Annotated in this window: 17 protein-coding genes and 2 pseudogenes; 7 read left to right on the top strand and 12 right to left on the bottom strand. The window is 69.3% G+C overall.

Going from position 1 to position 17,195, the window contains the following annotated elements:
- Positions 1-41 precede the first annotated feature (41 nt).
- The 11 genes from ACLJPY_RS15935 to ACLJPY_RS15985 form a co-directional block, all read right to left on the bottom strand.
- The gene (locus tag ACLJPY_RS15935; RefSeq protein WP_410589261.1) at positions 42-1,016 is read right to left on the bottom strand and encodes an amidohydrolase family protein; all 975 of its coding nucleotides are present in this window, start codon (positions 1,014-1,016) and stop codon (positions 42-44) included.
- 69 nt (positions 1,017-1,085) lie between these two features.
- Positions 1,086-1,808: an alpha/beta fold hydrolase gene (locus ACLJPY_RS15940; RefSeq protein WP_410589262.1), complete on the bottom strand. Its 723-nt coding sequence runs from the start codon at positions 1,806-1,808 to the stop codon at positions 1,086-1,088.
- Complete coding sequence (locus ACLJPY_RS15945) at positions 1,801-2,250, bottom strand: nuclear transport factor 2 family protein (RefSeq protein ID WP_410589264.1); 450 nt, start codon at positions 2,248-2,250, stop codon at positions 1,801-1,803. The genes ACLJPY_RS15940 and ACLJPY_RS15945 overlap by 8 nt, the downstream gene beginning before the upstream one ends.
- Before the next feature lie 13 nt (positions 2,251-2,263).
- Entirely contained in the window at positions 2,264-3,178 is a 915-nt protein-coding gene (locus ACLJPY_RS15950; protein ID WP_410589265.1) for a VOC family protein, read from the bottom strand.
- A gap of 59 nt (positions 3,179-3,237) precedes the next feature.
- A complete protein-coding gene (locus tag ACLJPY_RS15955) occupies positions 3,238-3,999 on the bottom strand; it encodes an HpcH/HpaI aldolase family protein (RefSeq protein WP_410589267.1) in 762 nt (253 codons plus the stop codon).
- Positions 3,996-4,925, bottom strand: a complete 930-nt coding sequence (locus ACLJPY_RS15960) for a hypothetical protein (protein ID WP_410589268.1) — start codon at positions 4,923-4,925, stop codon at positions 3,996-3,998. The genes ACLJPY_RS15955 and ACLJPY_RS15960 overlap by 4 nt, the downstream gene beginning before the upstream one ends.
- Positions 4,926-5,042: 117 nt before the next feature.
- Complete coding sequence (locus tag ACLJPY_RS15965; protein ID WP_410589910.1) at positions 5,043-5,984, bottom strand: LysR family transcriptional regulator; 942 nt, start codon at positions 5,982-5,984, stop codon at positions 5,043-5,045.
- A gap of 50 nt (positions 5,985-6,034) precedes the next feature.
- Positions 6,035-6,997, bottom strand: coding sequence for an amidohydrolase family protein (locus ACLJPY_RS15970; RefSeq protein ID WP_410589269.1), 963 nt, complete (start codon positions 6,995-6,997; stop codon positions 6,035-6,037).
- A complete protein-coding gene (locus tag ACLJPY_RS15975; RefSeq protein WP_410589271.1) occupies positions 6,994-8,061 on the bottom strand; it encodes an amidohydrolase family protein in 1,068 nt (355 codons plus the stop codon). The genes ACLJPY_RS15970 and ACLJPY_RS15975 overlap by 4 nt, the downstream gene beginning before the upstream one ends.
- On the bottom strand, positions 8,058-8,657 hold the full coding sequence (locus ACLJPY_RS15980; RefSeq protein WP_410589272.1) for a nuclear transport factor 2 family protein: 600 nt from the start codon (positions 8,655-8,657) through the stop codon (positions 8,058-8,060). Before ACLJPY_RS15980 ends, ACLJPY_RS15975 begins: the two co-directional genes overlap by 4 nt.
- Entirely contained in the window at positions 8,654-9,361 is a 708-nt protein-coding gene (locus ACLJPY_RS15985) for a GntR family transcriptional regulator (RefSeq protein WP_410589273.1), read from the bottom strand. The genes ACLJPY_RS15980 and ACLJPY_RS15985 overlap by 4 nt, the downstream gene beginning before the upstream one ends.
- A gap of 165 nt (positions 9,362-9,526) precedes the next feature.
- On the opposite strand from ACLJPY_RS15985, the gene ACLJPY_RS15990 reads away from it, so the two are divergent.
- Genes ACLJPY_RS15990 through ACLJPY_RS16010 form a run of 5 tightly spaced genes read left to right on the top strand, consistent with a single transcriptional unit; the run spans position 9,527 to position 14,932 of the window.
- Positions 9,527-10,369, top strand: coding sequence for a fumarylacetoacetate hydrolase family protein (locus ACLJPY_RS15990; RefSeq protein WP_410589274.1), 843 nt, complete (start codon positions 9,527-9,529; stop codon positions 10,367-10,369).
- Positions 10,366-10,899, top strand: coding sequence for a flavin reductase family protein (locus ACLJPY_RS15995; protein WP_410589275.1), 534 nt, complete (start codon positions 10,366-10,368; stop codon positions 10,897-10,899). Before ACLJPY_RS15990 ends, ACLJPY_RS15995 begins: the two co-directional genes overlap by 4 nt.
- Before the next feature lie 25 nt (positions 10,900-10,924).
- The gene (locus ACLJPY_RS16000; RefSeq protein ID WP_410589277.1) at positions 10,925-12,121 is read left to right on the top strand and encodes an acyl-CoA dehydrogenase family protein; all 1,197 of its coding nucleotides are present in this window, start codon (positions 10,925-10,927) and stop codon (positions 12,119-12,121) included.
- Between the two features lie 16 nt (positions 12,122-12,137).
- Complete coding sequence (locus tag ACLJPY_RS16005; RefSeq protein ID WP_410589279.1) at positions 12,138-13,058, top strand: VOC family protein; 921 nt, start codon at positions 12,138-12,140, stop codon at positions 13,056-13,058.
- Between the two features lie 2 nt (positions 13,059-13,060).
- Positions 13,061-14,932: an acetoacetate--CoA ligase gene (locus ACLJPY_RS16010; protein ID WP_410589280.1), complete on the top strand. Its 1,872-nt coding sequence runs from the start codon at positions 13,061-13,063 to the stop codon at positions 14,930-14,932.
- Between the two features lie 40 nt (positions 14,933-14,972).
- Here ACLJPY_RS16010 and ACLJPY_RS16015 read toward each other — a convergent pair whose 3' ends face one another.
- Positions 14,973-15,527 (bottom strand): DUF3500 domain-containing protein, encoded by a 555-nt coding sequence (locus ACLJPY_RS16015; RefSeq protein ID WP_410589282.1) that lies wholly within the window; start codon positions 15,525-15,527, stop codon positions 14,973-14,975.
- 55 nt (positions 15,528-15,582) lie between these two features.
- Here ACLJPY_RS16015 and ACLJPY_RS16020 point away from each other — a divergent pair.
- A pseudogene (locus tag ACLJPY_RS16020) lies at positions 15,583-16,092 on the top strand (CocE/NonD family hydrolase); the annotation flags it as partial.
- Positions 16,093-16,202: 110 nt separating this feature from the next.
- Positions 16,203-17,174, top strand: a pseudogene (locus ACLJPY_RS16025) (CocE/NonD family hydrolase C-terminal non-catalytic domain-containing protein).
- Positions 17,175-17,195: the final 21 nt, after the last annotated feature.

The following is a 17,195-nucleotide window of genomic DNA, read 5'->3' on the forward strand; positions in this document are numbered from 1 at the left end:
TCAGCCCGGTGGCCGGGCCGGTCACCGGGTTGACAGGCTGGTCAATCCGGCAGGGGCCTGGTTCGCGGACCCAGACGCGGGAACAGCCGGACCGCATTCGCTCGATCGACTCCCGACAGGTCACTGCCAGCGACTTCCTGGAACGATACGAGGTTGCTGTTGTTGCGTTGAACGGTGGCTTCGGGAGCAGCCGGCCAGTCGGTGCCGAACAGGACGTGCTCCGGTGTGGTGACCTGCAACGTGGGTAGGAGTGAGTACGGATTGCCGGCAAGCGCGGTGTCGTAGTAGAGGTTTCGCAGTGCTTCGCCGACGTGGCCGGGATCGATGTCGGCGTCGTCGGGGCCTCGCTTGACCTGGGCGTGTTCGGCGATGCGCCAGCCGAGGGAGGGCAGCGCTCCGCCGGCGTGGGCCAGGATCACGGTGAGGGTCGGGTAACGCCGGAACACACCGGAGTAGATGGCGTTGGTCATGGTCCGCGCGGTGTCGAGCGGGAATTCGATGACCGAACTCGGACGTCCGAAGCCGAGTACATCGATGTGCGGGCATTCGGCGGGATGAACGAATATCGGTGTCTTCCGGCGCCCGAGCTCGGCGAGTATGGGATCGAGGAAAGGATGCCCGAAATACTTCCCGGACGTGTTGGTGCCGAGCATCACCCCATCGAGGGTGAGAGTGTCCATGGCATGTTCGACTTCCGCGAGAGCGGCGTCGACGGAACTCATCGGCAGGGTGGCGAAGGCACCGAACCGGCCGGGATGGGTGCTGATCAGCTCAGCGTAGGACTCGTTCACCAAACGCGCGGTCCGGACAGCGTCGGCCGGGCCGGTGGTGGGCAGCCATTCGATGGGCAGAGACAGGATCTGGGTTGCGATGTCGTGGCGATCCATGAAGGCCAGGGCAGCGTCGACGCTCCACGGTGACACGCGAAAGCCGCCGGCGAGTGCAGTGTCACGCAGCCGCTGCGCCACTACGCCTCCGGCGTAGTGAGCGTGGACGTCGATGCGAGCGCGGGTCATGAGGTGTTCCTCGTTTCGGACTCCGCCGGGCCGGAGCCGGCAGCGTGGTGGGCAGTGTGCACAGCCGCGTCACGGGGCTGCCCGGGTGAGAAACGGGCCGGCAAGCTCGGCCAGCGCGTCAGACCGGGGCGTGTCGAGGTGGTCGAGACCTTGGACGACCACCACGTGGGCCGACGGCAACGCGCGGACCAGGGGCTTGACCGGCTGGGCGACGAAATCGTCGCTACCGGTCACGAGCAGCAGCTTCGCCTGGATGCCCGCGAGTTCCACCGGATCCAGGACGCGTGCCGGCCTGCGGATCACCGCGGACAGTGCTCGCGGATCGTTACCCGATCCCCAGGCGTGAGTGATCACGTTTCGTAGCGACGCCGGGGCCCCGTCGGGCAGGCCGCCGAGCAAGGCCGCCGACACCGCTTGCCCGTTCTCCGGGCGGAACAGGTTCGCGCCCACGCCGGCGATCACCAGGCGCCGGAACCGTTCGGGATCGCGTGCGGCCAGGTGTAGCAGCAGCTTCCCGCCCAGGGAGAAACCGACCGCGTCGATGCCCCGGCCCGCGGGCAGCCGGGCGTGCAGTTGTTCGGCGATGTCGGCGTAGGCCCGCGGGTCGTGTGCTGCCGGTGTGCGACCGTGGCCGGGGAGATCGACGCCGAGGACGGTGCGGCGCGCCTGGAACAGCGATCGTTCCAATGCGGACCCGCTCCAGGTGCTGCGATAGGTACCGCCCCACCCGTGGACCAGCACGACAGGTGGCTCGCCGGCCGACGGCAGGAAACCAGTCTGCGGTTCAGGCATCGGCATCGCCTCGCCCGAGCAGAACCGAGTCGTTGTCCGCTGCCACGAACACCGCGGTCACCTCGCGTGAACTGATCAGCCAGGAACCCCGTACCGCGACGAACCGGTCGACCACATCGCAGACGGCCGAGGGGCCTGAGAACGGCAACGGAGCGACACCGTTGGCCGCATACAGCGTGACCACGTAGTGCGCGGTGGCCTCGGTGGCGGCGCGCAGGTCGAGAATGAGATTGGACACCAGGTGCCGCGACAGTCGTGGTCCGTTGGCCTGGCGGCGAGCGTACCCCCGCGCGATGTCGTCGCGGCCGTGCATGGTCAGCCCCGGCATCCGGCACACCGCGTCTTCGGTGTAGCCCATCTCTCCACCGACGCCTGCGTCGGCGTCGACATTCCACCAGCTGGCATGCACAGCGTCGGTGATGCCCTGTTCGATCGGTGACACCGGTTCGGCCCGCTCAGGAGCCGATGGTCATGAACGATTCGGGCATGTTGCTGGCCCAACCGTTCATCACTTCGGTGAGCTGGTCCGGACGCACCTCGGCGACGAGGAATTCGGTGTCGTCGAACTCGTTCATCCCTGAACTGAATTCGTTGCGATTCCCGGTCGGGTCGAAGGCGTAGGCGAAGTTGTTGGTGCCGAAACCCTGAGTGTCGCGGGGGCTGCCCATGTGCCGTCCGGGACCGAATTCCCAGCGGTGGCCCGTTTCGGTCAGACGATCGCTGAGGCGGAAGTAGTGGTTGCCGTCTTCGACCGCGAAGGCGACGTGGTGCAGCCGGTCGGTCGGGCGCACTGCTTGCATGTAGGCGAGGTCGTGGTCCATCCGGGTGGCGCGCAACCACGACGCGGCCCACTTGCCGGCGAAGGTCATGACCAGCGACTGCTTGAAGCCCAGCACCATCTTCATGAAGTCCGAGAATTCCTGCGGGTCGGTTTCGCCGAGCAGGTTGATGTGGTCGATGTCGGTCGGGCGGAACGTCCCGTCGGACGTGGTGTGGGTTCGGCCGGCGACCCGGTCGCCCGAGCCGGCCGCGAACTCCATCCGGTGCCCGCTGGGCAGGTCCAGTCCCAGCAGTGTCCCCTGGCCCGGCCGGTCCGGTTCGCTGTAGCGCTCGCAGGCGACACCTGCGTCGTCGAGCCGGGCCTGGATCTCCTCAAGGTCATCGGCGTGGTCGACGCCGAAGGTGAAGCTGTCGATGCTCTGGCCGCCCGCGATGAGGGTCAGGTCGGCGGCGTCGCCGCTGCAGGCCAGCAACGCGCGCTGCGGGGTGCGTTCCAGGACGGTGAGCCCGAGCACCCCCTCGTACCATTCGAGCGACTGCCCGAGATCGGTCACCCTGATGGCGGCATGGTCGATGCGGTTGATGGGCATAGCTCCTCCTTGAGCGTTCAGCCGGCTGATGGGGTAGGCGACGGTGGAACGGCAGTCGTTCAGGCCGTCAGTGATTTCTTGGTGGCAGTAAGCAGTTCCGATGCCGCGCCGGTGAGCAGAGTGGCGTCGTTGGCCAGCAGGACGAACTGGTAACGACGAGCCAGCGCGGCGGCGGCGGCCGCGGAGGCGCCGGTCGCGGTGCCGAGCGGGATGCCGAGTTCCGCGGCGGTTCGTTCGGCGGTGTCCAGCAGGGCACGAAATTCCGGCGCGTCGGCCGTGAGGCCGGTGGCGACGGCCAGGTCGGCGGGGCCGACGAACAGGGCGTCCAGCCCGTCGGTGGCGCCGATGCGGTGCATAGCCGCGATCGCCGCGCGGCTTTCCAACTGGGGGATGACGGCAGCGGACGCCGCCGAGGCGCGGTAGGCGGCGGTGTCGGTGCCCCAGCCGCCCGCCCGCACGGTGGGGCCGAACCCGCGCGTCCCCAGCGGCGGGAATCGTGCGGCCGCGACCGCGTTGACCGCATCGCCGGGGTGATCCACGTGGGGTACCAGAACACCGGCCGCGCCGGAGTCCAGGACCCGGGCGATGACGGTGGGGCTGCGGTCGGGGACACGCACGAGAGCGGGGAGGTCCCGTCCTCGTGCGGCTCCGATCAGCTGGTGGACATCGCGGATGTCCAGCGGCGCGTGTTCCATGTCGATCGCGATGAAGTCGAATCCGGCGATGGCCAGCAGCTCGACGCTGTCGCAGGTCGGGAGTTTGGCCCAGGTTCCGAAGGCGGTACGCCCGAGCGACCGGAGCAGCTCGGTGAAGGCCTTCATCGTGCGTTCTCCGCGTCGGGAATGGGGTACTCGCGCTCGTTGATGACCCAGCCCGGTTGGGCGGAGAAGTCGTGGCGGGGCGGGCAGAAGATGTCGATGAGCTGGTTGCGGGCCTGACCGGTGGACTGACTGGTGTGTACCGAAGGCGGAGGAATGATCGTCACCGATGGGCTTGCGACAGTCACGTGCTCATCCAGGCGCCAGTCGGCGAGGTTCGCGGTCCATGGCGTGCGAACGTGGTGACACCACTGTCCGTCGACTGTCAGCGAACACTGCTCGAAGTCGTCGTGGTGGTGCGGCGAGAGGGCAGCGGAATCGCGGGGGCCGAGGTCCGGGTCGAACAGGTTGACCATGAAGGTACTGCAGCGGAACAGCCGGCCGAACCGCCCGGGCGCGTAGGGGTAGTCCGCGACGCAGTAGGTCCGCAGGCGAGGACCATCGATCGCCGGCGGCCATGGAGCAAACCCGGCCACGTGAGGGTCGGGTTCGCGGTAGGCGTCGTTGTTCCGGCAGCGGGCCAGCAGCTCGGCGGAAGCGGCCGAGAACAGGCGGACCACCTGGGTGTCGCGGGTCAGTTCGATCCGGGATGCCCCCGGCGGCACAACGACCAGCGCAGTTTCCTCCACCGAGGCCGATCCGTGATCGGACTGCACCACCGCCCCGACAGGGTCAGTGGGAAAGAGCGCGACGTACTCGTCGGGCTGTGCTTCGCGCTCGAACACCTCCCCTGCGCACGCTACGGCGTAGGACACGGCGAAGTTCTGTCCGCGCACCCACCAGATCCGGCTGCCGCGTTCGGTGACCTCGTCGGGTTCAGTGGCCGTGAGATCGATGAACTGCGCCTGGGCCGCCGGACCCGCCCCTGGCGCGGCAGCCGGAGCCGTCGTGGGCATCCGTGAGCGGATGTCGTCCGTGCGGTAGGGCATGCGGTTCCTCCGGGTCGTCGGGAAAGGACTTCGGATTGGCTACTGACGATGCTCGTCGGCGGCCTGCCGGTGATCAATCGCCAACGGCCGGCCGGTCAGTTCGGCAGAGCCGAATGATCACGACACGAAGGACGTGAGGCCTGCGCTCAAACCTGGGTGTGCGGCACCGAGGTCGAGGCCGTCACCGATCTCACGTAGAGCCGTGAGCAGCGGTTCGACGGCGGTCGCGCGATCCTCGCGGTGTACGAGGCAGATCGTGACCTGGATGCCCGGCTTGGCGATCGGGCGGAACACCACGTCGGGAACCCGGTTGGTTGCGGCGATCGTGGCGGGGTGCAGTCCGATGCGTTGTCCGGCGGCGACGTGCACCGTCAATTCGTCGAACCGCCCAACTTCCTCCACATTGGCCGTGGACACACCCGCGTGGACGAGTTCGGTGTGGATCACGGAGTCCACGAACGGGTTGTCGCTGCGCGGGGTCATCAGGAGCGATCTGGTCCGCAACGCGAACAGCGGCACCTCCTTCGCCGTAGCCAGCGGATCTTCGGCACGCAGGATCGCGACGATCGGAACCTGGCCGAGCACGACGGTGTTCAGGGGTGAGCGGGTGGCGGCAGACCAGCACAGACCGAGGTCCGCGCGACCGTCCTCCAGCGCGGCCATCTGCTGTGGGGTGTGCATGAGCACTGGGCGCCACCGCAGGCCGGGCAGCCGGCGCCGCCACGACGCCGACAGCAGCGGGGGAAACATCAGCTGGCCGAGTTCCGGAGTGTGCGCGACCACGAGATCCGAGCTGCCCAACGCGCGGGTGCGCGCGTTCTCATGCGCCCGCACCAGGCTCGTGAAAGGCTCGCGTACGTCGCCGAGGAACCGCAGTCCGTGCGCGGTGAGACTCACCCGCCTGCTCGAGCGGTCGAACAGCGGCCCGCCGACCCGGCGTTCGAGCGCCGCGATCGCTTCACTCACACTGGCCGGGCTCAGGTGCAACCGGTCCGCGGCGCGGGCGAAGTGCAGTTCGTCGGCGACGGCGAGAAAGCACTCCAGCTGCCGCAGGTTCATCGTCACCGTCGCCGCCTTCCACGCCCGCGCCGGGCCGGCTCGTGCGCGGGTCAGCCGAGTTGGGCCAGCCGGGGAAACAGCCGGGCGCAATTGCCGGTGGTGAGCGCGCGCCAGGTGGTGCCCGCCGGCTGCGGTGCCGCGTCGATGCCGGCCAGCTGTGCTTCGACCGCGGCGGGCGGGGTCCAGCAGTAGTCACTGCCGTACAGCAGCCGTTCGGTGCCGAACGCGCGGTCCAGCGCCGGGACCTGGTGCGGGAAGGGAGTTCCCGCCATGTCGAACCACAACCGGGACACCTGCTCCGGCAGCGGCGGGACATCGGGCTCCGAGGGCCCGAGCATGCCGCGGAACAGCTCCATGCGCTCGGCCAGCAGCGGCAGCACCCCGCCACCGTGGGTGAAGATCCACGGGACGGCGGGGTATCGCTGCAGCACACCGGCGAAGGCCAGGTCGCTCACGGCACGGGCGGAGTCGAACAGGAATTCCAGCATCGGCCGTGGCCGGCCGGACGCGACGGCTTCGGCGTGCGGTGGCGACGTCGGGTGGACGAACACCGGGATCCGGCGCCGGTCCAACTCGGCCCACAGGGGGGCGTAGCGGGGATCGCCCAGGTACACGCCCGCGGTGTTGGTCTCGACGGTCACGCCGTCACAGCCGAGGTCGTCGACGGCGTGGGCAAGCTCGCCGAGTGCACCGTCCACATCGGGCAACGGCAGTGACGCGAAATGACCGAAGCGGTCCGGGTGGGCCCGGCAGATCTTGGCGCCGGTGTCGTTGACGTGCCGGGTGAGCCGGCGGGCCGCCTCGTCGCCGCCGAAGTGCGTGCCCGGTGAGGAGATCGACAACAGCGAGGTGGCGATGCCCCACTGGTCCATCAGCGTCAGGTGCTTCTCGGCGTCCCAGGTGGGCCAGCCGGGCATGCCGTCCGGTGCCTGGTGGCCGGCGGCGTGGGCGGCGGCGACGTACTCCGGGGTGAGGAAGTGGGCATGCACGTCCACCAGGGCGGAATTCGTCATCGGTGGGTCACTTCGACCTCGGCGCCGGCGGCCCAGATCCGCCGGATCGCGGTCGTGGCCTTGATGTCCTGGGACGGGTCTCCGTCGACGAGCACCAGGTCCGCCCGCAATCCCGGCCGTACGCTGCCCCGGTCGGGCAGGCCGAAGTGGTGGGCGGGCAGCACCGTCGCCGCACGCAGCGCATCGCTCTCGGTGAGCCCGGCCTCGACGAGCAGGGCCAGTTCGTGGTGCAGGCTCGATCCGTGGGTGACGGGGTTGGGCAGCGGCGCCGGTCCGGAGAACGCGTCGGTGCCGGCGAGGATCGGGACGCCCGCCGCGTGCAGTGCGGCAACGCTGTCGCGGCTGTAGGCGTAGTCCTGCCCTTCGGGGTGCAGGCCGGTGATCACCGCTTCCATCATGGCGAGGGTGGGGACCGCGATCTGGCCTCGGTCGGCCATGCGGGCCACGGTGTCGGCGTCGAGGACGCCGTCGCGGGGGACGTGGGTGATGACGTCGGCTCCGGCCCGCACGGCGCGGCGGTAGGCGTCGACCGACGAGGCGTGCGCGACGGTGAGCTTCCCGTGCTTCTTTCCTTCGGCGACGACGGCGTCGATCGTGGGCTGGTCCAGCAGGTCCCCTTCGATGACGACCTTGATGTAGTCCGACCCTTCGGCCACGCGGTGGGCGACGAACGGCGCGGCCTGCCCGGGGGCGGTCAAGATCGCCTCCGCCGGCATGCCGGGCATGCGGGCGTGGTTGCCGCCCGGGCCGATGGCCGGTACGCCCGCGCTGCGGATGTCGGGAACCCGGCCGCGGAAGGAGTCCACGCGCTCCTTCGGCCAGCACGCCATGTCCAGGGCCGTGGTGACGCCGTGCTCGGCGAGCTTGCGCAGGTCGTCCGGGAAGATCAGGTGGACGTGGGCGTCGATCAGGCCCGGCAGCACGGTGGCGCCACCGCCGTCGACGACCTGCCCGCCCGAGGGTTCGTCGCCGATCACGGCCCCGTCGATGGTCACTGTGGTGGGTTCGGTCAGTCCGGTGCCGTCGAAGACACGGACGTTGGTCAAAACCGTCTTGGTGGTCATGAGCCCTTCCTGGACAGCCATGCGTAGAGGGATTCGTAGAGTTCGGCGACCTCGCCGGGGCGGTCGTCGCCGTAGAGGTCGTCCGCGATGGGGTAGCCGCGGCCTTCGAGAACGTAAGCGAGGAACTGGTAGGGCGGCCGGAGGCCGATCAGCACGTTCGGGTGTATCGCCAAGGTGGCCCTGGGCAGAACCGGCACGATGACGTCGCGCTCGTAGACCGGGTCCAGGGATCGGATCTGCCATCGCCGCGCCCTCAGTTCGGCGCGGTAGAGCAGCCGGGTGTAGGAGGTGAGGTCGACATCGATACCGTCGAGAGCAGTCCGCACCTCGATCGCGGTGGGCACCTCGACGACCGCGCGCGTCCCGTCGAGGTCGACGACCGGTGGGGCGAGCCGGTGCCGGGCGACGTCGCCGCGCCCGGCCATCTCCCGCGACCGCGCGGCGAACTCTTCCCCGCTGCCGCGGAACCAGCTCAACCGGACGGTCGCGTCCGGCGCGTAGCACGCTTGCAACCGATCCCACCGGCCGCGGTCGCGGGCCTGGCGTTCCCGCAGGATCAGCTGGGTCACGGCGACGACGACGTCGGCACCGGTCACGGCGCCGGCTCCGTGGCACTGTCACCGAGGACCGCGAGGCTGGTGTCCATCAGGATCTGCCGGGTGCGGTTGACGTGCGCCTCGAAACGGGCCGCCGCCTCGTCGGCGTCATGAGCGAGCGCCGCGTCGACCAAGCCCTGGTGCTCACCGGCCACGTCGCGGTGGTTCTCCAGGGTGCCGGGGCCGGACCAGGCACGGTAGAGCTCGGCGGCGTCGGACAGGCGCGTGCAGATGTCCAGCAGCACCGCGTTGCCGCACGCCTGGATCAGCGTGTGGTGGAACTCCAGATGCGCCCGCGCCCATTCCTCGTTGCGGCGCTGAGGATCCCCGGGCAGGAACATCGGCTGGCCGGCGAGCCGGTGGTGCGCGGCCAGCACTTCGGACTCCCACGTCACGCCGCCGCGCCGGACCGACAACCGCAGCGCAGCCCCTTCGTTGACCACGCGGGCCTCGGTGAGGTCGGTCAGCGCCTGCAGGGACAGCGGCATGACCCGGAATCCGCGGTTGCGGTCGATCTGGACCAGGTCCTTGGCCGCCAGCAGCCCGAGGGCTTCCCGCACGACACTGAGGCTGACATCGAACCGGTCACCGAGCTCAGCGGGCTTGAGCCGCTCTCCCGGGGCCAGGTCCGCGTTGAGGATCTCCGAGCGCAGCCGGGAATACACCAGCACGGCCAGGCTCTCGCCACCCGCTCTCTTCGCCATGCTCGCACTGTAACACACTCTCAGTCAAAGAATCGATTCTTATATTGACAGTCGCCTTTGCTGAGCAGAGTATGGAGGCGACCGACGTTGGTGGGCCGGCGGCGAGCCGCCTCGCGGCCCGCCCACCCAGAACACCGTCGGATCATCGACCGAAAGGGTGCCGCGATGCGGATCGCCAATCTCGCCGGTCGGCTCGTCCTCATCACCGAGGCCGGTGCCGTCGACGTCGAGCGCGCCAGCAACCAGCGCTTCTCCCCCGACCCCCAAGCGGTGTACGCACGCTGGGACGAGTTCACCGCCTGGACCCGCGACGCGGAGCACGCGAACGCCACGCCCTTCGACGACGCCGACCTGCAAGCCCCCGCGCCGAACCCGGCGCAGATCTTCGGGATCGGTCTGAACTACCGGGACCACGCGGCCGAAGCCGGTCTCGACCTTCCCGACTCCCTCACCGTCTTCACGAAGTTCGCCAGTTCCCTCACCGGTCCCTACGGCGAGGTCGCGCTCCACGGCACGACCGTGGACTGGGAAGTCGAACTGGTCGCCGTCATCGGCCGGCGAGCCTGGCGGGTGCCGGCCGAACACGGCTGGGACCACGTCGCCGGGCTCACCGCCGGCCAGGACCTCTCCGACCGCGCCCTGCAGCTCGCCGGCCCCGCGCCGCAGTTCAGCCTCGGCAAGTCGCGCCCCGGGTTCGGCCCGACCGGGCCGTGGCTGGTCACCCCCGACGAGTTCGCCGACCCGGACAACCTGGAGCTGAGCTGCACGGTCAACGGCGAATCCGTGCAGAAGAGCCGCACCAGTGAGCTGATCTTCTCCATACCGGAACTCGTCGCCCAGCTCTCGGCCGTCCTGCCGCTGCTCCCGGGTGACCTGATTTTCACCGGCACCCCCGCCGGTGTCGGCGTCGCCCGCACCCCGCAGCGGTTCCTCGCCGCCGGCGACGAACTCGTCAGCTCCATCGAAGGCATCGGCGTCATGCGCCACCGGTTCGTGGAGGCGTCGTGAGCACTGTGGACCCGAACCGGTTCCGGGCGGTGATGGGCGCGGTCTGCGCACCGGTCACCATCGTCACCACCATCAGCGCCGATGGCGGCCCGCGCGGTGCGACCGTCAGCTCGTTCACCTCGCTGTCCCTGGAACCGCCGCTGGTCGGCGTCGCCTTCGACCGGCGCTCGGCCCTGCTGGCCGACATCCTGGCCGCCGGGAGATTCGGCGTGAACCTGCTCGGCCACGGCCAGGACGACCTCGCCGTCCGGTTCGCCACCCGCGGCGCCGACCGCTTCACCGCCGACACCACGTGGTTCACCGACGCTGGGCTACCCAGGCTGGCGGACGCGACGGGCTGGGTCGCGTGCGCGCTGGAGCGCACCGTCGACGCAGGTGACCACCTGCTGCTGTTCGGCCTGGTCACCGGCCTGAGCGGCACGGAGCAGCCGCCGCTGGTTTACGCCCGCCGCACCTTCGGCACCCACTCCCGCTTCACCGAGCGGCCCCGCCCGCCCATCACCGACCAGATCGCCGCTTGCGCCCGCTGACCCGCCCGGAAAGGACAACGACGTCATGACCCTCACCACCGAACAACCTGCGGTCACCACCGAAAAGATTCTCGCCCGCATCGCCGACATCCGGCCGCTGCTGGAACGCAACGCCGCCCAAGGTGAAGCCGACCGACGGGTCGTCGAGGAGAGCATCACCGCGCTGACCGAGGCCGGCGTGTTCAAGATCGCCCAGCCCCGCCGCTACGGCGGCTACGGGCTGCCGGTCCGCGCGATGCTCGACGTCTCCGCCGCGGTGGCCGAGGCCGACGGCGGCACCGCCTGGGTCGTCGCCCTGAGTAACGTCTGTGCCTGGATGGCCGGGCTGTTCAGCCGGCAGGCCCAGGACGACATCTGGGGCGCGAACCCCGACGCGAAGGTCTCCGGCGTCCTCGCCCCGACCGCCGAGACGACCAAAGTGGACGGTGGCTGGCGCGTTACCGGCCGCTGGTACTACAACTCCGGCTCCTGGCACGCCGACTGGGCCGGTCTCGGTGTCCCGCTGACCGACGAGCGCGGCGAGGTCGTCGACCAGGGCCTGGCCCTCATCCCCCGCACCGACCTCGGCTTCGAGGAGACGTGGTTCGTCGCCGGGATGCGCTCGTCGGGGTCCAATTGCCTGATCGCCGACGACGTTTTCGTGCCCGAGCACCGCGTGATGTCGGTGCCCCCGGCCATCGGCGGCCAGTACGCCGTGGAGGAACCCGAGGAAGACCTTTACCGCGCCGCGCTCGTCCCGGTGTTCACCCTCGTGCTGGCCGGCCCCCAGCTCGGCCTCGGCCGCAAAGCACTGCAGATCGTCCGGGACAAGGCCGCGCGCAAGGCGATCTCCTACACCAGCTATGTGGCGCAGGCCGATTCCGTCGGTTTCCAGCTGCAGCTCGCCGAAGCCGCGATGCGGATCGACACCGCCCACCTGCACGCCTACCGCGCCGCCGACGACATCGACACCGCCGCCGCGAACCGCAGCTACCCCGGCGTCGAAGCGCGGGCCCGTACCCGCGCCGACACCGGCTGGGCCGTCGAAAACATCACGCGTGCCATCGACATCCTGCTCTTCGCACACGGTGCGGGCAGCTTCGCCGAGGTCAACCCGCTGCAGCGGATCTGGCGCGACTCCGCCGTCGCCGCGAGGCACGCGATCGTGCTGCCCGCGGTCAACTACGAGGTCTACGGCAAGGCGCTGCTCGGGCGCGACGACCAGATCACCCCGCTCATCTGACCCGGAGGACCTCGCCATGAGCCTGCACCGCCTCACCAAGATCACCATCGGCGTCCCGAACCTCGACGAAACCGCCAAGTACTACACGGAATTCGGCCTGACACCAACCGCCACCGGGTTCGCCACCGCCGACGGCGGCGAACAGCTCGAACTCCGCCGGACCCCGCACCGCCGGCTGCTCACCCTCGGCATCGGCGCCGACGACCCGGACGACCTCGGCCGCATCACCGCCTCCCTGGCCCACCTCGACGTCGAGAGCCGTATCAACGGCGATTCGCTGCACACCAAGGACCCGATCACCGGGCTCGACGTCGTCGTGTCGGTCTCACCCCGACTGACGCAGGAGCCGCCGGAACCGGTGGCCTATAACGGACCCGGCCGGATCGAGCGCGCGAACACCCGCGCGCCCGGCATCGACCGGGAACCGGTGGTCCGGCCGCGCAAGCTCGGGCACGTCGTGTTCGGCTCGACCGACCAGGCCGCGACCCAGCGGTTCTTCACCGAGGGCCTCGGGTTCAAGGTCAGCGACGAGGCCCCCGGCTTCGCCTCCTTCATGCGCTGCTCCACCGACCACCACAACGTGCTTGTCCAGCAGGCGCCGGTCAGCTTCCTGCACCACACGTCCTGGGAGGTCGACGACGTCGACGAGGTCGGCCGCGGCGCCACCGCCATGCTCGAAAACCACCCGGAACGCCACACCTGGGGCCTCGGCCGGCACTACATCGGCTCGAACTTCTTCTGGTACCTGCGCGACCCCGCCGGCAACTTCTCCGAGTACTACTCCGACATCGACTGCATCCTCGAAGACCAGCTCTGGGAACCCCGCGTCGTCGCCGGCGAGAAGAGCCTCTACGCCTGGGGCCCGCCGCCCCCGCCCTCGTTCCTCGCGCCGGAGGACCTGGCGGACCTCATGACCGACGCGCACGACGGAGCGTGACGGTGACCGGACTGGACGACTACACCAGCTGGCTGGCGGCACAGGGAAAGGAATTCACCAGCTACGGCGAGCTGTGGCGCTGGTCGGTCGACGACCTCGCCGGATTTTGGACGTCGATCTGGAATCACTTCGAGGTGGGCGGAGCCTACGACCGCGTGCTCGGCTCGACGGACATGCCGGGAGCGGAGTGGTTCCCGGGCGCGGAGCTGAACTACGCCGAGCACATGCTCGGCGAACCCGGCGACGCCGAGCGGCTCGCCGTGCTCGCGTACTCCCAGACCCGGGCCCCGACCTCGCTGACCTTCGCCGAGCTGGCCGACCAGGTCGGCCGCGCCCGCGCCGGCCTGCAACGCCTCGGCGTCGGGCGCGGCGACCGCGTGGTCGCCTACCTGCCGAACATCCCCGAGACCCTCGTCGCGTTCCTGGCCTGCGCGTCGCTCGGCGCCGTCTGGGCAGCGTGCGCGCCGGAGTTCGGGGCCCGCAGCGTCCTGGACCGCTTCGCCCAAGTGGAACCCACCGTGCTGCTGACCGTCGGCGGCTACACCTACGGCGAGAAGCAGATCGACAAGAGAGCCGACGTGGCGACGATCCGTGCGGGCCTATCGACTGTGCGCCACACTGTCTCCGTCCCTTATGGACAGTATGAAGTGGACGGCACGCTCTCTTGGCCGGACCTGCTGAACGAGCCCGCGCTGCCGGAGTTCGACCGGGTCCCGTTCGGCCATCCGCTCTACGTTCTGTTCTCCTCCGGGACGACCGGGCTGCCCAAGGCGATCGTGCACGGCCACGGCGGCATCCTGCTCGAACACCTCAAAGCACACGCACTGCACCTCGACACCCGCCCCGGCGACCGGTTCCTCTGGCACACCACCACGGCGTGGATGATGTGGAATATCCTGGTCTCGGCGCTGCTGCGGCGGGCCACCGTCGTGCTGACCGACGGAAACCCGCAGTACCCGGACCTCGCGGCGCAGTGGCGGCTCGCCGCCGACGCTCGGGTGTCGTTGTTCGGGACCAGCCCGTCCTACCTCGCCGCCTGCCGTACGGCCGGCATCGAGCCCGGCGAGCTTCCTGCCCTGCGCACCCTCGGCGTCACCGGTTCGCCGCTACCGGGCGACGTCTTCGACTGGGCCGCCAAGCATCTCGGCGACCCGGTCCACATCAACTCGATGTCGGGTGGCACCGACATCTGCTCCGCCTTGATCGCGGGCAACCCGTGGCTGCCCCCCCGCCGCGGCGAGCTGACCGCGCCCTGCCTAGGGGTCGACGTCACCGCGTTCGACCCCGCCGGGAACGAAGTAACCGGAGAGGTCGGCGAGCTGGTCGTCCGGCAGCCGATGCCGTCGATGCCGATCGGCTTCTTGAACGACCCGGGCGGCCACCGGTACCGCGCCGCCTACTTCGACAGTTACCCCGGTGTCTGGCGCCACGGCGACTGGGTGACCATGTCCCCGGAACGGAGCTTCGTCATCTCCGGCCGTTCGGACGCCACCCTCAACCGCGGCGGCGTCCGCCTCGGCACCGCCGAGTTCTACGCGGTCGTCGAGGAGCTGCCCGGTGTCGCGGACTCGCTGGTCGTGCACCTCGAGGACCCGGACGGCGGCCCCGGCCGGCTGCTGCTGTTCGTCGCCACGGCACCCGGCACCGAGCTCGACGACACCTTGCGGCAGCGGATCCGGCAGACCCTGCGCGAGCAGCTCTCCCCGCGGCACGTCCCCGACCGGATCGACGCCGTCCCCGCGATCCCGCGGACATTGACGGGCAAGAAGCTGGAGAAACCGATCAAGCAGATCCTCCAGGGCCGCGCCCCGGCGGAGGTCGTCGCGCCCGACGCCATCAGCGGCTACGCCGCGATCGACGCATTCACCGCCTAACCCGCGATCGATTGCGGCGTTCGTGGGACACACGCACCGATCAGGCTCCGTCGGTAAGCGTCAGCTGCTTTCCATTTTCTTGCGCGACGAGTGCGACTCCGTAGTCGTTGCCGTTCGGGGTGCGGGTGATCGTGTGGGTGTGGAACTTCGCCGGGTGCTCGTTGGTCAGCATGATCCCGGCGTGGGGTTCGTACTCGATGAGCACCCCCGGGCTTTGGATGCGGAAGTAGAACGGGCTGTCCGGTCCGGATCCCCCGATCCAGCACCACCAGGTCTCGTCGAGGTGCGCGCGGATGTCGTTGAGCCGCGCGTGATCGGGGCCGGGCGGAAGGTGCTCGAGGAAGGTCCCGGCGAGCCGGCAGAGCAGATCCCGGCTGCAAGGCGGAAAATTGGCAGCGCAGACTCCTTCGTAGGGGATGACGTGGTTGTCCTGGAACATGCCACCGAGGTGCAGTTCGTCGCCGAAGACCTCCCGGCTGGCCGGGATTGCGGTGTCGCGCTTGTCGGGGTAGAGGACCACCGCTTCGCGGATGGAGTCGGGTAGACGGCAACGACCGGTACGGGGTGCTGAGTGAATTCGCCCCGGCACGCGCACCTTGTCGGCGGGCTTTCAGATCGCGCCGCCGTTCCGGCCGTTGCCGGTCGACATCGTGTTCGAGAAGGATGTCGAGGTCACCCTGCGAGACGGCGTGACGACCTACGTCGACGTCTTCCGCCCTGCGGGAACCGAGAAAGTCCCCGTCATCGTGGCCTACAGCCCGTACGGCAAAGGGCAGGGCACTTCCCCCAGCGTGATGGGCGTGTTCGGCCTGGTCGGTCTGGACAACGGAATCCTCTCCGGCCTGGCGAAGTTCGAGGGCCCGGACCCGGCCTACTGGTGCGCACGCGGCTACGCGATCTGCAATCCCGACATCCGCGGGGTGGCCAATTCGGACGGTGACAGCGTCCTGTGGAACCGCCCAGACGGCCGGGACTGCCACGACCTGGTCGAATGGCTGGCCACCCAGGAGTCGTGCACCGGCAAGGTCGCGATGAGCTGAACCTCCTACCTCGCGGTCTCGCAGTGGTTCACCGCGGCCGAACAACCCCCGCACCTGGCGGCGATCAACCCCTGGGAGGGCGTCAGCGACGTCTACCGCGACCTGGTGCTGCGCGGCGGCATGCCGGACACCGGGTTCGCCCGGCAGCTGCGGGACTTCAGCTTCTGGGGCAGAGGTCAAAAGGAGGACGTCCTCGCGGAGGCCGAGCGCTATCCGCTGATGACCGAGCTGTGGGAGAACAAGATCCCTCAGTTCGACCGGATCACCGTGCCCGCCTATGTCGTGGCCAGCTACTCGAACACCCTGCACACCGCGGGCAGTTCCGCGCCTGGCGGCGGATCGCGTCCGAGGAGAAGTGGCTCCGCATCCACAACACCCAGGAGTGGCCCGACTACTACGACGAGGCGAACCGGGAGGACCTGCGCCGGTTCTTCGACCGCTACCTCAAGGACGAGGACAACGGCTGGGAGCAGACGCCCCGCGTCCGCTACTCGGTCCTCGACCTCGAAGGCGGTGACCTGGTCGACGTCGCAGCCGACGAGTTCCCGCCGAACGACGTCACCCTGACTAAGTACTACCTCGACGGCCGTTCGCGCGCCCTGACCACGACGGCACCGACCGACGAAACGACGGCAGCCTACGACGTCGCGTCCAATCCGGACGCGGTGTCGTTCGTGACACGGTTCGACGAGGAGACCGTGCTGGTCGGCTACCCCAAGGCACACCTGTGGGTCGAAGCGCAGGGCGCCGACGACATCGACCTGTTCGTCCTCGTCCAGAAGCTCGACACGTACGGCACGCCGCTGCAGCAGTTCACCGTGCCGAACCAGAGCGCGATGGTGCACGACCTCACCGAACGCGGAGCGTCGATCCTGCTTTACAAGGGATCCGACGGACGCCTGCGCGTCTCGCTACGCCGTCTCGACGAGACGCTCTCGACCGACGCCGTGCCTGTGCACAGCTTCGACCGCGTTTAGAAGCTCGCACCGGGCGAGATAGCCGAGGTCGAGATCGACCTGCTCCCGATCGGCCTCTCCTTCCACCCCGGCGAACAACTCCGCTTCGTCATCAGCGGCCGGCACCTCCTGGGCCCGATGATGCCCAGGCTGGTCGAGTACACCCCCGCCAACAACGGACAGCACATCATCCACACCGGCGGCGAACACGCCTCGTACCTGCAGCTGCCCGTACAGAATCGATAAGGGTCGATCGGCGAGAATTGG

The sequence above is a fragment of the Amycolatopsis sp. lyj-23 genome, assembly GCF_046549135.1.
GTDB lineage: Bacteria > Actinomycetota > Actinomycetes > Mycobacteriales > Pseudonocardiaceae > Amycolatopsis.

Excerpts from the sequence above, each read along its gene's own strand:
- ACLJPY_RS15935 (WP_410589261.1), bottom strand. The coding sequence starts at position 1,016 with ATGACCCGCGCTCGCATCGACGTCCACGCTCACTACGCCGGAGGCGTA.
- ACLJPY_RS15940 (WP_410589262.1), bottom strand. The coding sequence starts at position 1,808 with ATGCCTGAACCGCAGACTGGTTTCCTGCCGTCGGCCGGCGAGCCACCT.
- ACLJPY_RS15950 (WP_410589265.1), bottom strand. The coding sequence starts at position 3,178 with ATGCCCATCAACCGCATCGACCATGCCGCCATCAGGGTGACCGATCTC.
- ACLJPY_RS15955 (WP_410589267.1), bottom strand. The coding sequence starts at position 3,999 with ATGAAGGCCTTCACCGAGCTGCTCCGGTCGCTCGGGCGTACCGCCTTC.
- ACLJPY_RS15960 (WP_410589268.1), bottom strand. The coding sequence starts at position 4,925 with ATGCCCTACCGCACGGACGACATCCGCTCACGGATGCCCACGACGGCT.
- ACLJPY_RS15965 (WP_410589910.1), bottom strand. The coding sequence starts at position 5,984 with ATGAACCTGCGGCAGCTGGAGTGCTTTCTCGCCGTCGCCGACGAACTG.
- ACLJPY_RS15970 (WP_410589269.1), bottom strand. The coding sequence starts at position 6,997 with ATGACGAATTCCGCCCTGGTGGACGTGCATGCCCACTTCCTCACCCCG.
- ACLJPY_RS15975 (WP_410589271.1), bottom strand. The coding sequence starts at position 8,061 with ATGACCACCAAGACGGTTTTGACCAACGTCCGTGTCTTCGACGGCACC.
- ACLJPY_RS15985 (WP_410589273.1), bottom strand. The coding sequence starts at position 9,361 with ATGGCGAAGAGAGCGGGTGGCGAGAGCCTGGCCGTGCTGGTGTATTCC.
- ACLJPY_RS15990 (WP_410589274.1), top strand. The coding sequence starts at position 9,527 with ATGCGGATCGCCAATCTCGCCGGTCGGCTCGTCCTCATCACCGAGGCC.
- ACLJPY_RS16000 (WP_410589277.1), top strand. The coding sequence starts at position 10,925 with ATGACCCTCACCACCGAACAACCTGCGGTCACCACCGAAAAGATTCTC.
- ACLJPY_RS16005 (WP_410589279.1), top strand. The coding sequence starts at position 12,138 with ATGAGCCTGCACCGCCTCACCAAGATCACCATCGGCGTCCCGAACCTC.